This is a genomic window from Enterococcus eurekensis (assembly GCF_042654605.1).
Classification (GTDB): domain Bacteria; phylum Bacillota; class Bacilli; order Lactobacillales; family Enterococcaceae; genus Enterococcus_I; species Enterococcus_I eurekensis.
Genome location: NZ_JBHSGT010000043.1, coordinates 20,982 through 35,366, shown reverse-complemented (window position 1 = coordinate 35,366; position 14,385 = coordinate 20,982). Strand labels below are relative to the sequence as shown.

Here is a 14,385-nt window from a genome sequence, read left to right as displayed (position 1 = left end):
CAGAGGAAAATTTCTCTGTTTTTTGTCTTTTTTTATAAGGCAGATAAACCGGCACCTACCAAACTCGCATTATTTTCATATTTACTTAAAACAAGCGAAGCGACACTTTCTTGTTGCACCGGCAACATTTCTTTAATGAGACGTTCTTTTAGTAACGGTAATAAATGCGGATTCAACATCATCACACTGCCTCCTAAGACAATTTGAGTCGGATTAACCAGTGAAACAATCACATAAATCCCATGCGTTAAAGAATCTAAAAAAATCATCGATGATTGCCACTGCTTGTTCTTCTTTTTTCTCATAATTTTCAAAAAGTAAAGCCGTTGTCATCGTCGCGTCGCCATAACGCACTCGGGCTTTTTCTTGTAGTGCTGAACCACTCGCAACAAATTCCAAACGCTCAGTTTTCGTCCGATCTTGTGTTCTTACAGGAACTAAGCCGAGTTCCCCCGCTAATCCACGTCCTCGAGTCGGTACACCGCCTTCAAAAATTGGACTCGCAATCCCGGTTGAAACCGTTAGAAAAACGAGAGATTCTTCAGCCGACAGACCGGATGCCTTCCATTCTGCAAAACCCGCATGGATCACATCATTATCCATTCGAATCGTTTCAACCCCTGGGAATGTGGCTTGTAATCGTTCACGAATTGGAAAATTTTCCCAATTTAAATTATTTTGAAAAACGACAATACCATTTTTACTGTCAACAATTCCTGGAACACCGACACCTAGGGCTATTTCTTCCGCCGTCAGATTCGTCTTTTCTCACAGAGATTGAATCGCCGCTACTACAATTTCAAACATCTTTTCTCGATTCGTACCATCGCTAGGCACAATCAACTCTTCCAAAACTTCACCATTGGGGCTAATTAAACCCACCGCGACTTTAGTCCCACCGATATCGACACCAATTAATTTTTTCACGCGATAACCTCCTTAAAATAACTAATTACATTTTATTCCCATTCATTTTAACATTTCTTGATAGTAATGGGAATAAAACGCTTGCACGTTCTATATAAGAGATTTTATTGATTTATGAAACTTTTTTAATCAAAAAGAAAGTGACTATCGGCAAGAATCAATCAAGGATTCATCCACCGAATTATTGTGACACAAAAACCAAACATTAATGATTTATGATGATAAAACTAGCTAAAATAAAGTACAAAAAACAGTCACGTAGTAACCAAAAAAAGTTAGATTTAAAAATCTAACTTTTGCAGATCAGCTCATTATTTAAATATTTCTGTTAATTTATCTTAAAATTTCAATACTCTTAAGCAATATAAAAAGGATTCCCTATCATCAATCGTTTGTCGGTTTTTCCCTTACCCGTTCCAAATACTTCGATTCTAAAATAACCACTTTCCAGTTCGATAGGTAGGTGAATAGCTTCTCCTATAACCATTTCTTCACAGCCGATAATTTGATTGTTTTGCCATAAAACAACCGTCGTTGGATTAAAGTTAAACGTTTTTAATTTCACTTGTGTTGTTGCGTCCACCGTTATCTCTAGTTGAGCTTTTCCTGGTAAAAGTTCTTGCCCCATGTAATAGACCTGCCCATTTTGTTGTAAGTGAAGTGTCATTTTAGGTCCCAAAGATATATAATAATTTCCCTCTTTCAAACTGGCTAAAATCGCCTGTGTCGTCTTTTCCCTAGCACCGATATAGGTTAAGGCGGTATTGTCTTTAGCTGCTTCTTCACGATGCCAATCACGCCCAGCACTACATGAAATGCGATAGCCTTGATTGAGTAAATCGACCCACATCTCATAGGCCAATTGACTACGATAATCTTCATCTGGGTTTAATCGATTCCACACCTCAATAAAATCAACTAAATGATAGTCATTGACATGATAATCCCAATGGCATCCGGTACAGATTGGACTCCCAATCGAGAAAGGATGGGCAATCCCTGCAAGGCCTTGTGCCTCTTTGACCTCGGTTAATGATTCATCAATTGTCTCAATCGTTGCCTTGCGCCAATCAACCACCCGGTTTACACCGATTACTAATAAATGACCAAAAAAAGTCGTCCATTCCATCCCAGACAATACAAGTAATTCTCCTATTTCTAGCGACTCAAATTCTCGAACTGGCGCCATCGTATTATGATCGGTAATGGCTAAAATATCGTAACCAAAGGCATGGGCTTGTTCTAGCAGTTCTGCTGTTGAAAAGTCCCCGTCACTATGACGTGTATGCGAATGCAACTCGGCTAAATAATAGTTCACTTTGACAACACTCCTTTAACCACTAACTCTACTGTGACTTCCGATTGTACGCAGTGCAAATTCAACTGGATTTCCCATTGGCCACTAGAAACTTTTTGGGGAATAAAGCCCCATGAACTTTCTTTTTCAGAAATAAGAATCTCTTGTTGTGTTTCTTTATTATGCCGGCATCCGAGATATTCGCCTTCGTAAGCTAATGACATGGTAACCAAATTTTGCAATGGCAAAAAATCCATCGCTTGTAAATTTTTCTCCCAATCATATTGGGGTAATGTCTCTTCAATCACACGAATGGCCAATTCTTTTGGCACCTCTTGTGGGTTATAGGAGAAGGCTATATGCAGAGCCTCATAGTCTTGGTCAAGAAAGATCTTTATTTTTTTATGTTGTTGATTATCTAATTCTGTTAACATCAGGGTCTGTTGAAAAAGTACTTCTTCTTGCGCACTCATCTTTTAAATATTCCTCCTAAAAAATACAGGCTCACTATAAATCCAAAGATTCTAGCGAGCCTGTTTGATTATTTAATATTTCTTTTTCATATTACTCACAATATAAAATCCTGCGGAAAAAAAACAAATTAAAAACATAATAACCGATAAGGCTGCTGTCCTTTCATAATCCATGTAACTATTAAATTGATCGTATAAAGAAATACCTAACATCTTTGGATGGTTTCCTCCCATTAAAAATGGGGTTGTAAAGGAACCCACATTGCCCATAAATACAAAGGTCATCGCTACTAAAATTTCTTTTTTAGTCACAGGGAAAATAATTTTTTGGAAAATCACCCACGGATTTGCACCAATATCTTTCGCTGCCTCAATCGATGAACGTTGGATTGCGGATAAACTTGCTAAAATCAAGAGTGAAACAAAGGGAATATTAAACCATAAATTCATGATAATAATACCTGTTTCATTAAACATCCATCCCAACTTAATATCCATCCCAAAAAGCTTACTGACGCGATTGACGACACCTGAATCGCGAATGACCATAATCACCGAATAGACCGCGACTAAGCCAGGTATAAAACGGGGAAGTAAATTCAAACTACTAACAATTTTACTGATTTTCGACGTGCTAAAACGAATGTATAAGGCTAAAATATAACCAAAAAATAAGGATAGGACGACCGTAATAATCACGATTTTCAACGTGTACATTAGATTGGTTTGTTGAATCGGATCGGTCAAAAAGTACTGATAATTAGCCAAGGTAAAAGCCTTGGTCTGGCCGTCTTGAAAGCTTCGAATGACCGTTGTTACTATTGGATAGACAATAAATAACATTACAATACTAAACGCCGGGAACAACAAGAGATAAGGTACGAGCATTTTTTTGACGTTTTTAAATTTTTTCAGCTCATTTGTCTGTGATTTGATTGGCAGTTCAATGGTCGACTTTTGAATCATCGCTTCTTTTTGCATCATTTAGACAACGTTCCAATCTTTTGATCCCATATTTCATTTAACTCATTGCCTAAGCTTCCTAAACTACTGGTACGGAAATTTTCAACATTTAATTCAGCCAGATATTTGGATTTTTCTGACGTAATGTTGGTACTATCAATGACTGGAATTGCTGCCATACTGTCTAATAAAATTTGCTGTGCCTCTTCACTCAGCATAAAATTCATGACTGCTTGTGCACCTTCTTGGTTCGAACCGATGCTTGGCATCACTAATCCATCCACATTACCGGTAAATCCAGGATCAATTTGTGTCATTTTGACCGTTTCTGGCAACATGCCATTCGATAAATTCGTAATCATCATATCTGCCCAAGTCGGAATCATGTCGACTTCGCCATTAATGAGTAAATCCAACGTCCCTTGGTTTTTATTCGGATAAATGACTTTTCCACCTGTTTGATACATTGAATCGTGCAGATCAGCTAATAGATCAAAGCCTTGCTCCCACTCGCTCTTCCATTTTTCATCACTAGAATTCATCGCTTCTTCTGGTAAGAAATTATAAATTGCCGTTTGAACAAAGGAACCACCCGCGCCACCCGATCCAGGTGTGTTATAAGAAAATCGTCCTGGATTGTCTTTAATCCAAGTGTACAACTCATCGGCTGTTTGTGGTGGATTCGGGACGTTTTCAGAATTATAAGCTAAGACAACGGTTGTTCCGCGATAAGGAACAAGTGTGCCTTTGCCTGTTGAAATTTCCGTTTGAACATTAGCTAAATTCGGAATTTTCTCGGCATTATAAGGAGTAAATAAATCCGAACCACCTTCTTGAATATACGCACCGTATTCCGCATCCGAAGTTAAAATTAAGTCATAGTTCGTCTTTGTTTCCCCAGCTTTTTTCGCTGCAACAATACGATCACTAACCGTCTGAGCGCCAGCGCCGGACATAATAAATTCCAATTTTAATTGATGTTCTTTACCGGCTTCACTTTTATTGAACGCTTCAACAATCTTCTCCATCCCGACTTTAACATTATCCGAACCACCTGCCCAAAGCGTGACGGTTTTTTGATGCTCTTCAGACGCGTTACCACTTGATGCACATCCGGCTAAAATACCTGTAGATATTGTCGTTACTATGCCTAGTACTGCCCATTTTTTCCAAGTTTTCATTGTTTTCCTCCTAATAGACCTTGAATTTATTAATCGTAAAGTAGAGAACTTGTTGCTTTTGATACTGTTTGGCTTGCTCTTTACTGAGATACAATTTAATCGGTTGTTCTTTATGTAATAAATAAACGACCGAATAATGCCCCGCATTCATAATATCCGACACCACACCTGAATGTTCCCCGGTTGTCTCAGATAACGAGACGTCTTCTGGTCGAAACGCCTGAAGTTGCTCGGTTTCTAATGGTAAGAAATTCATCTCACCAATAAACGAAGCCGTATAGCGGTTGATCGGGTTGTCATAAATCTCGGAAGGCGTACCAATTTGAGCAATCTTACCTTTTTCCATTACCACAATCCGATCCGATAAAGACATCGCTTCTTCTTGATCGTGGGTCACAAAAACGACCGTGACTTTTGTTTCCGCTTGTATTCGTTTCAGTTCTTCGCGCATTTGCTGACGAATCTTCGCGTCAAGGGCTGAATAGGGCTCATCCAGTAATAAGACAGCTGGTTCCAACAATAGCGAACGTCCAATCGCAATGCGTTGCTGTTGACCACCCGATAATTGACTCGGGTATTTTTTTTCTGTATCGGATAATTTAAGTAATGCCAACATATCGGTTATCTTTTGTTTGATTTCACTTTTAGAGAACTTACGTAGTTTCAAACCAAATGCTAAATTTTCATAAACGGTCATATGGCTCCACAAATTGTAGCCTTGAAAGACCATACTCGTTGGACGTTTTTCAGCTGGAAGATCCGTTACATTGTTGTCATCAATCCAGATTTCACCAGAATCAATCGGCTGAAAGCCGCCTAGGCAACGTAAAATCGTACTTTTTCCGCAACCAGAAGGACCTAATAAAGTTAAAATTTCACCCGAACGAATATTTAAATCAATCTTTTGAATCCCATCACCATTGTCATAAACTTTTGAGATGTTCTTGATACGTACTTTAAATTCTTCCACTAGTTTTCTAACTCCTTTTATAGTGAGATACCACCTGAAAATAAATCTTTACCGAAAATTTTACGGCAAAGTAGTAATAAAATAATCGTTGGAATAATTAAGATTAATGAAAATACCGCACCAGCCATTGGTGGGTAGTCTAAAATCACACCATACATCGACGTCGCCATTGTTTTAATTTCAGGAAAACCAACCAACAAGGTTCCTTGGGCTTCTTCTAACGAACCTAAAAACGTGTACATCGCAGAGACCGCAATCCCTGGTACTGCTGCTGGTAACGTAATCTTGAAAAAAGTTCGAAATGGGCCTGCACCCACATCACGTGCCGCCTCTTCTTGCTGAACATGAATTTTTTGAAACGAACTTGAAGGAATCCAAATCATAAAAATCATTGTATTTAAAATGTGAACAATAATAACGCCAACGAGTGTCCCCATCAAATTAAATTTATAAAATAAAATACCAAGCGCTGTGTATAAGCCAATTTTAGGGAAGGCATTTGATAATAGAAACGAGAACATAAAAAAACTCTTTCCCTTAAATTCATAACGTGCTAAGGCATAAGCGGCTGGAATACAAACAAGCATCGATAACGTTGTCGCTAATAAAGCAATTAAAAAGGAATTGACCATTGATTGAATCAAATTGTCTTGTTCAAAAATATAAACCCACCATTGAAAACCAAATTTGGTTGGTAAGACGTTTGGCACTTGGTACTGTTCCGCAAAAGCTAACATAAAGGTATTCACTAGCGGTCCATAAAAGAACAATAAAAAAACGGCAAAAAAAACTGTCTCAAAAAAATATTTTTTACCAAAACTATGATACAATCGCTTCGGATTTAAGTACTTCATGTTGATCCTCCTTCAATTGTAAATAAACCCACGCCGAGCGCGTCGTGATATTGTAAACCCCTTGTTCTTGAAACGCTTGAATCTTATCCAAATCATTGACTGTCCATACAGAAAAGTTCAGTCCCAAACTGCGTCCTTTTTGATAAATGTTGCTAGTTAACTGCTTATAATGGATATTTATCACTTTAGCACCTTGATTCGCCAAAAAGCTCAATGCTTCAAAAACATCGGATTCATACCAATCCTCGAGTAAAAAGACTGGATTCGTATTTTCAATATTGACTAAGACTTTTTCCGGCCATCGTTGCACGAATGCCATTGAAACCGCGCCACTAAGCTGAACAAAATCCCAGTAATCACAGGTTCGGGCTAATTGCTCGACTTCTGTCTCCAAATTGGATTCTTTGAGATCACAATTCAATAAAATTTTTGAACCTTTTAATAATAAAAACGCCTCTTTTAAACTTGGATACTCTCGTAACTCTAAGGCATCATGGTTTAATACCAGTTCACCTAAATGATTTTTTCGAATATCAACTTCTAAAGCATCGATTGGCTTACCGAGAAAAAACTGAATAAAGGATAAACAATTATCCGCTGTTCCATCACTGCCTGAATGTGCAGTTATCTGAGTCATTGTATTCCCACCTTTCTTCTATCACCACTCTAGTAGAGTAATATTGAGTTTGATTCAATTTATTGTAAATGAACGGTAAATTGAAATTTTTTTTGTAAATTTCTTGAAATGAAAATATACATACTATTCATAAAGGGGGCCTATGTTTTATTTTGAGACTCTTATCTTTTCAGAGAAGGTCGCCTTTTTGTCAATAAAAATGCAAAAAAAAACCACATTCACCTTAAATATAGTGAATGCGATTGATTTTTTTATTCTTTCACGCTTTTAGCCATTGGCCATTTGTCAAAGAAAGTATTCATAAATAACATTGGCATCATGTAGACGAATTGACCACCTAAGATTCCTAATACAGGATAACCTAAGCCTAGATCGTTCGCACCAAACGGCCAAATGTGTAAGTATTTAATCCAAAGAACACCTAAAACAGAACCAACAATGATTACTGCGCCAAATTGAACAGCAATACGTTTTAAAGCAGATGGCATAAGGGCTTGATTTGGATAATCATCAAAATGATGGTGCCATGCTAACATGACGTTAATAATCGTTAAAACAAATGAAGCAACGGCTAAATCTGGTGCGATACCAGCAGATTCTGCTAATGGCGTTAAGACATTTCTTAAAATTGGTAACATGATTGATGCACCAGCTAAAGAAATCGCTAGTCCTACGAAACCTGACCAAGGTTGTTTCGTTGTAATCCATTTTTGCGGGTAACCTTCGCCACCTTCTGCAGGGAATAAGAAGAAGAAAATAAACAACTGACACCAAGCAAGCGCGGTACTCCAATCACCAAATGGTTGACTTGTAATCGCCACTCCGTCGATTTGTAATGAGAAGAAACTTGGAACAATAAAGAAGATCCAAACAAGTAAAGCTAAAAATAATCCAAAGAATACTGTTCCAAAGCTAACAGCCCAATCATCTTTTGCGTGTTTACTGAATGGATATCTGCCAAACAGACTTGTGACTGGAATTTGTGCTAAGATCACCGCTAATGCGAAGAAGTTAATCGCTGCCCAACCTTTAATTGCTAAAAGCGCTTGTGCGTCGTCTACTGGACGGAATAGGACTTGCCAACTAAATGGCTCCCACCACATGCCTAAGAGCGATACAAACACTGCAAAGCCGACAAAACCAGTTAATAAAGCTAAACCTGTGTAACGTAAACCAGCAATTGGCTGTTTTGTTGTTTTCTTATACTTGCCATAGTTTCCTAAACTTAACGTAAACCAAACCCAAGTCGAAATGACCATCCAAAAGAACGTGCCTTCAACTGATTCTTTTAAGAAGTGCGCTTGAACATCTGGACTTAAATTAGCCACTGCACTGCCGCCAATTAATAAAATAATCATCTTCCAAACAAGTGACCACACAACCCAAAATACGGAAGCCACTGCAACTAACAGTGCAACGGTTGCGATCCCACTTAGTAGTGGATGCTTAATCCTTTTTTCCATAACAAATTTTTCCATAATCGTCTCCCTCTTCTAAACTTGAAGCACTTATGACTTCAAACCCTCTTTTTTATCTAGCGCATAACATATAATAATTTCAAAATAAATCGCGCTGATGACAAGCTTACTTTATCCCGGAGAGTAAGCGATTACAACTTAGTAATATTAAGAGGGCCTATTAATAAATTTAATAGATTTCGGAAAACGACTAATTGCTAAAGATTTTACCTGATAACGCTCGAAAATCCGTTCAAATTTCAAAATAAATTCAAAATCGATAGCAAAATTCATTTTTTCAATTATCCACATAAAAACCTGTGGATAAGCCTTTTTCCTCCTCAAAACAGTTATCCACAGATTTTCTTCTTTCCTTCGTAATGAGACCTGTGGACAAGTATCATGGGAGAAATATAAAAAGACATTCACTCACTACGAATAAATGTCTCAGTTGGTATGCCTATCTATTTTTTCCTTGCCTTTAAATACAGATAGTCCGATTTTTTCTTATAACGTTCAAAGTAGTTGCCTCCAAGAAATCTCCACTCTTCACTCTTCCAATATTTTTTAGCCGCGATTTTAATCGAATGTTCCAACCCGTGATGCGCACCTGCTGGATCGACATCAAAAAGTTGATGCATTTTTGCTTGATTCGAATAATTAAAGGATTCTGTTTCGACAATTGTTTTTCCTTTTAAAGTATTCGGATGATAATCTCCTGAAAAAATCCCAACCTCACCATCTTTTTCTTGTAAAACATCCCACTGCGTCACAAACTGCCCTGTTTTGACATTAACAATAAATTCGGATAAACCGTTCTTGGTGGTAATTTTGTCATTTTCTTGTCCCTTAAAGGGATAGTCCACTGAATAACGATTGTGCAATCTTGAAGTTTGGCAAAAACTCAAGCGTTGCTCTTTCCCGTAGGCTAGTAATTTATCTAGATCAGTCACGCCAGAATAATGCGTTCGAATATAGTTAATGTTTTGTCGATCAATATACATTCGAAATTGATGAATGATTTTTAATGTTTGTTGAGGAATATCTGGATTATTTTTAGGAACAAGCCCGTTAGGATAGGCTTTCGTTACCGATTGAGAAAAATTTTCCAGAAAGAAACTATGTGGCGGCATCTCTGGATCCAATTGATACGTACCTTCTAGCTGTAACATGCCATTGGTATCAATCCTCGCTCGCAAATGCTGCATCATGAGCGCAATTTTTTCTCTATCTGCATAAGTACTAGCATTAAATAATTTCGTATAAAGCGTTGAACCGACTCTTTTAGTTTCAGCCTTTAAAAGCGATAGTTGTGCAAGCATGGTTTGGGTAGTTTCGGTATTTTTCAAAGATGTACTTAGCTGTTTGAAGTAACCTAAAACTGCCTGCTGATCCCAGCCTTCTTCGATCCGCAATATTTTTTCATGAATAATTAATTCCTCGACATAGCGTTTGAATACTTGATTTGGCATCGCGCTTGGCTGTTTAATTTGATATTTTTTTATAAATTCACGATTATGCCAAAGTCGATCGATTTTATGAAGCCACCCCAAATCACAATCACTCCTCATCAGATCTGTTTCGTCTTTTGTTTCAATGATTTTGATTCCTACTTTTAAGAGCTCTTCAATTTCTTCAGCCTCGCTTAAATACTTAGCTATCGATTCTCGAGGTTCTTTCAAATACTTCGCTTTTGTGCGAAACAAAAGTCGATTCTCCTTCAAATAAGTTTGGTAGCCTTTTTGAAGTGCTTCAATATAAAGAATTTGCGTGCGCCCTAGTGCTAAATACATCCGATTTAACTGAATATTATGAGCTTGATCTGGATGAGAGCTGATTTTTTCCACGACTTTGATTAAATGCTTTCCCGCTGCTATTGCTTTTGTAAAAGTTTTTTCAACTTCCGAAATTTGCTTACTCTTACTTATCATACTCTCACTCCTATCCCGTCTTACTTGATGATTGTATTTTAACACCAATTCAAAAAAAGCACCAAAAAACAGAAAAACCCCCAGATTATCCATCTGAGAGTCAAATAATTTTTCTAACCTATCTACTACGCTTAGCCACCCGTTAATCAATGTACTGAGCCAAATAACAAACAAGGACAATCGCTGGGAAAAATTGAACTGGAAATAAAAATAGTAAAAGTGCTGCCGTTACTAAAGGCTGCTTCAAAATAATGGTCACACTAGCGGCTACTACAATACTGACAATTAAGCCTGGTGTGTAGGGGAAAAAGCTAACCATAACAAAAGCAATCGTTGCATTTGAAAAAATCGCCGGGAAAATTTTCCCGCCACGCCAGCCAAATGCAAAACATAGATTCGTTAAAATCACTTTTCCAATCGCTATAAATAATAAAAACCAACGACTCATTTCCCTGTAATCTTTAGACAATGGTAATAATTCATGCTCGCCTGAGAACAAGAAATAAGGTGAAATCATCCCTAGTAAACCAATCAAAGTACCTGCTATTATCGCTAAGATAAATGGATAATTGAAACTTTTTGCTATTCGATTACTAATTTTCTCAATCGTTAAGAATAAATAGCCAAACAAAATACCAATTACAATGGCCGGAATAATTAGAAAAAGGACTTTCAATTGCCAAATAACTATGGGAATATGAATCCCCAATACCGATTCTTTAGGAAAAATTTGATTGATCATTGTAAAGCCAATAATCCCAAAGACTGTTGCAAAACCCTACACCAAAACTTTTTTCCGCTTAATTGAAATATAGCCTTTTTTTAATTCTTCTTCTAACGAATCTGATATCCCAACAAACGGTGCATGGAAAATAGCTGATAACATTGTCCCAATACTCAAATTGACTAACTGTTCTTTTTTAGCTAGCGTTAATTTCATCTGATCCCCTAGCCAACTAATCATCCCACCTAAAATACTAGATAACGCGGCTTCTGGTCCAAGACTCGCACCAAAAGCTAAAACGATTGTTGCTGCAAAGAAATTTCGAGTAACTGCATGTTTGTACGCTACCGCATTCGTTGCTTTAAACTCTTGGAGAGTTTCCTCTAGCGTATGCGGATAAGGTCCGAGAAAGCGTTGTGAAAATCCAACAAGAATTCCCCCAATCAAACCTAAAATTAATGGATAATAATTGCCTAACTGTAAAGTCGCAGGAATTGTTTCCCATAAGTTATGAATTAAAAAATTGACCAGCACTAAGAACAAAGCAGAGACTATCCCTACAAAGAAGCTTAGAACCGTGATATAAAATAAAAAAATTCTATTGAATTTCATACGTTTCCCCTTTAACCGATTTAGTATCTTGGAGAATTGATATCGACATAAAAAATACTTCCTGTTCATCAAACTACGACTTATTTTATTCAGCAAATTCGTAGCCAATAGCACTCTAAATAGCGACTCTTCATGATTCCCATAAATAATTTACCATAGAAATTTTAGTAGGACTAGCCAGACAACTTGATAAATTTAGAAAATTTTACTACAGGAAAAATGAAGATCGACTCAGCTAGTAAGATGCTTGGAATAAATCAAAAAAGACACCTTCCAAATAAATGGAGAGTGTCTTGAAATGTTGATATATAGAATATATTAACGTTTTGAGAATTGTGAAGCTTTACGAGCTTTTTTAAGACCTGGTTTCGCTTATAAATAACGCAAACAGATTGTTTATTGTTTAATTTCAAGGGTTTTATAAATTTTTAAAAGTCTTTACATCAATCAGTTTCAACTGATTTCAAGCAACTCGTACATCACAACGTACATCAAAAAAATACGCAAACCAGAACACGACTACTCAACATAAATAACGAACTAATAATTATTTATGTTTGACATATCATACCTAGAAATATTCAAGATTAATTCTCTACAGCCGCCTTAAACAACATTATATCTCATCAGCTTTCTAACTCAGACGAGTGATATTTCTCAATGACTATTTTTAAAATCTCAACAATTTCAATATTTCCATCTACATATTCTTCTACTAATTTCATCGTCTCTTCGGAAGGCATTACTGCATCTAATGCTGAGTATGCCAAAGCAGTATCTCGAAGTTTTTGCCGCTCAATTTTCGTGGTGTATCTTACATTATGTTCGTCATCAGTCATACCCTACGACTCCTTATGGGTTGCTTACTAATAAAATGCTGACACATTTTTTCTGTATTAAACTACTCCTTTTTGATTACATAATAGTTTAAAATCATTAAAACCATAACAGATCCTTTGAGGGATGGAATTATTATTTAGATTGCAGCAATACTGTTAGCATCTCGTATGTCTGCGTTTTATCAAAAGGAATATCCTCATTTTGAGGAATTTCATTTATTCGTGTCTGTAATTCATCTAAGAACTCCAGCATGTCTTCTTGTACATGTTCATTAACGGACAACGGATCGAGATTTTTCAAAGAACCTAATAGTCTTGCTATATCGTTTAAATGCTTCTTGATGTTTCTACTATCCACGCGCATGGTTCCCTGTTCACGTTTTTTAGTTAAATCCAACCAGGCTTTTGCTTTAAACACAATAAGATATTTACTGTCCAGCACTGAATAGCCATCTACAATAATTTTTCCTTTTACGAGAAGATCATAATAGTCTTCATCCAGTAATAACGCAGATAAACTCGTATCCTCATCAAAATGTACTGGGGCTGTTCTTAATGTACTACTAAACCAATTTGGTGTTACACAAAATAGCTCTATAATTGCTGGATAATCTGGATTATCTGTTTTAGAGCGATATAATTTTTCCTTTTCATCCATTTTATTTGGTGTGTACCCACCTACATGAATAAAGTCAACAAATGCCTGATGAAACAACCGATCTTTCTTTTCTTCGATAATCACTAAGTCATAATCTTTTGTTGAATGACTGTTCAATCCGTTTTGATGTAAAACAAGTGATGTAGCAGTACCACCAATTATCACATAACGATCCGAATAATCTTTAAAGGCTTCTAGAAACACACAGTTACTATTTGCGACATGCAAGATGGCATTGCAAGCTTAGTTCCTAGCTACCACCTACATTTTTTTGGCGAGATTTCCACAGGGCTTCAACTTCATCGCTTCGATCAGCGGTCAAACGGTTTTGGTTTGACGGCTGGTCGAAACGATGAGATACTCACCCGCTGGAATCTCGAAAAAATTCTCACAAATCGTGTCCGAGGTATTGACTCAAATCCACTTCATACCTTCTCCTTGCTTATTCTAAATTTCACTTAGAACTATTTTTTTTATAAGTTGAAAAATTTAATAATGGAATATCAATCAAAGAAATCACCTGTATAAAAATTTTCATTACCTAGTTTTTTAACGGTCAGTTTAAACATAACACAACCATCAGGGCATACAAGGTTTTTAGAGAACTCATCTTGACCGCCAATATTTATTAAATTCCCGCCACTTCTAACAGCTTCCATAGTTGGAAACATAATCATCATCATTTTAGAACAGATACCATAGCCATCTTGATTAACAGGACATCCATATGTGCAAGAATAGGTATCTCCAATTTCTTCTCCATTTCTACAATATCGTTCCGTTTGATTTCCTCTTAAAAATCCAGTCACTTCAATGTTAAATTCATATTCTTCTTCGTACCATTTTTTCATTATTATCTCCT

General features: G+C 36.8%; 15 protein-coding genes and 1 pseudogene. All 16 read right to left on the bottom strand.

The window, feature by feature from the left end; genetic code table 11:
* Positions 1-32 precede the first annotated feature (32 nt).
* The 16 genes and pseudogenes from ACFO3L_RS06680 to ACFO3L_RS06605 all read right to left on the bottom strand — a co-directional run bounded on the left by ACFO3L_RS06680 (position 33) and on the right by ACFO3L_RS06605 (position 14,374).
* Positions 33-269 (bottom strand): ROK family protein, encoded by a 237-nt coding sequence (locus ACFO3L_RS06680; RefSeq protein WP_379965083.1) that lies wholly within the window; start codon positions 267-269, stop codon positions 33-35.
* Positions 214-741, bottom strand: coding sequence for an ROK family protein (locus tag ACFO3L_RS06675; RefSeq protein ID WP_379965452.1), 528 nt, complete (start codon positions 739-741; stop codon positions 214-216). Before ACFO3L_RS06675 ends, ACFO3L_RS06680 begins: the two co-directional genes overlap by 56 nt.
* Before the next feature lie 27 nt (positions 742-768).
* Positions 769-927, bottom strand: coding sequence for a hypothetical protein (locus ACFO3L_RS06670; RefSeq protein WP_379965081.1), 159 nt, complete (start codon positions 925-927; stop codon positions 769-771).
* Positions 928-1,282: 355 nt separating this feature from the next.
* Entirely contained in the window at positions 1,283-2,245 is a 963-nt protein-coding gene (locus ACFO3L_RS06665) for a CehA/McbA family metallohydrolase (protein ID WP_379965079.1), read from the bottom strand.
* Positions 2,242-2,697 (bottom strand): hypothetical protein, encoded by a 456-nt coding sequence (locus ACFO3L_RS06660; RefSeq protein ID WP_379965077.1) that lies wholly within the window; start codon positions 2,695-2,697, stop codon positions 2,242-2,244. The genes ACFO3L_RS06665 and ACFO3L_RS06660 overlap by 4 nt, the downstream gene beginning before the upstream one ends.
* Positions 2,698-2,769: 72 nt before the next feature.
* Complete coding sequence (locus ACFO3L_RS06655) at positions 2,770-3,681, bottom strand: ABC transporter permease (protein WP_379965075.1); 912 nt, start codon at positions 3,679-3,681, stop codon at positions 2,770-2,772.
* Entirely contained in the window at positions 3,678-4,841 is a 1,164-nt protein-coding gene (locus ACFO3L_RS06650) for an extracellular solute-binding protein (protein ID WP_379965073.1), read from the bottom strand. The genes ACFO3L_RS06655 and ACFO3L_RS06650 overlap by 4 nt, the downstream gene beginning before the upstream one ends.
* A 10-nt stretch (positions 4,842-4,851) precedes the next feature.
* On the bottom strand, positions 4,852-5,811 hold the full coding sequence (locus ACFO3L_RS06645; protein ID WP_379965071.1) for an ABC transporter ATP-binding protein: 960 nt from the start codon (positions 5,809-5,811) through the stop codon (positions 4,852-4,854).
* A 17-nt stretch (positions 5,812-5,828) separates the two neighbouring features.
* Positions 5,829-6,665 (bottom strand): ABC transporter permease, encoded by an 837-nt coding sequence (locus ACFO3L_RS06640; RefSeq protein WP_379965069.1) that lies wholly within the window; start codon positions 6,663-6,665, stop codon positions 5,829-5,831.
* Entirely contained in the window at positions 6,631-7,302 is a 672-nt protein-coding gene (locus ACFO3L_RS06635; RefSeq protein WP_379965067.1) for a glycerophosphodiester phosphodiesterase, read from the bottom strand. The genes ACFO3L_RS06640 and ACFO3L_RS06635 overlap by 35 nt, the downstream gene beginning before the upstream one ends.
* Positions 7,303-7,553: 251 nt before the next feature.
* Positions 7,554-8,780, bottom strand: coding sequence for a hypothetical protein (locus ACFO3L_RS06630; protein ID WP_379965065.1), 1,227 nt, complete (start codon positions 8,778-8,780; stop codon positions 7,554-7,556).
* A gap of 443 nt (positions 8,781-9,223) precedes the next feature.
* Positions 9,224-10,690 carry a DUF3114 domain-containing protein gene (locus ACFO3L_RS06625; RefSeq protein WP_379965063.1) on the bottom strand — a complete coding sequence of 489 codons (1,467 nt, stop codon included), beginning with the start codon at positions 10,688-10,690 and terminating at the stop codon, positions 9,224-9,226.
* Between the two features lie 142 nt (positions 10,691-10,832).
* Positions 10,833-12,026: pseudogene (locus ACFO3L_RS06620) on the bottom strand (chloride channel protein).
* Between the two features lie 626 nt (positions 12,027-12,652).
* On the bottom strand, positions 12,653-12,865 hold the full coding sequence (locus tag ACFO3L_RS06615; protein ID WP_048603201.1) for a hypothetical protein: 213 nt from the start codon (positions 12,863-12,865) through the stop codon (positions 12,653-12,655).
* A gap of 133 nt (positions 12,866-12,998) precedes the next feature.
* Complete coding sequence (locus tag ACFO3L_RS06610; protein WP_379965060.1) at positions 12,999-13,688, bottom strand: hypothetical protein; 690 nt, start codon at positions 13,686-13,688, stop codon at positions 12,999-13,001.
* Between the two features lie 338 nt (positions 13,689-14,026).
* Complete coding sequence (locus ACFO3L_RS06605) at positions 14,027-14,374, bottom strand: TIGR04076 family protein (RefSeq protein ID WP_379965058.1); 348 nt, start codon at positions 14,372-14,374, stop codon at positions 14,027-14,029.
* Positions 14,375-14,385: the final 11 nt, after the last annotated feature.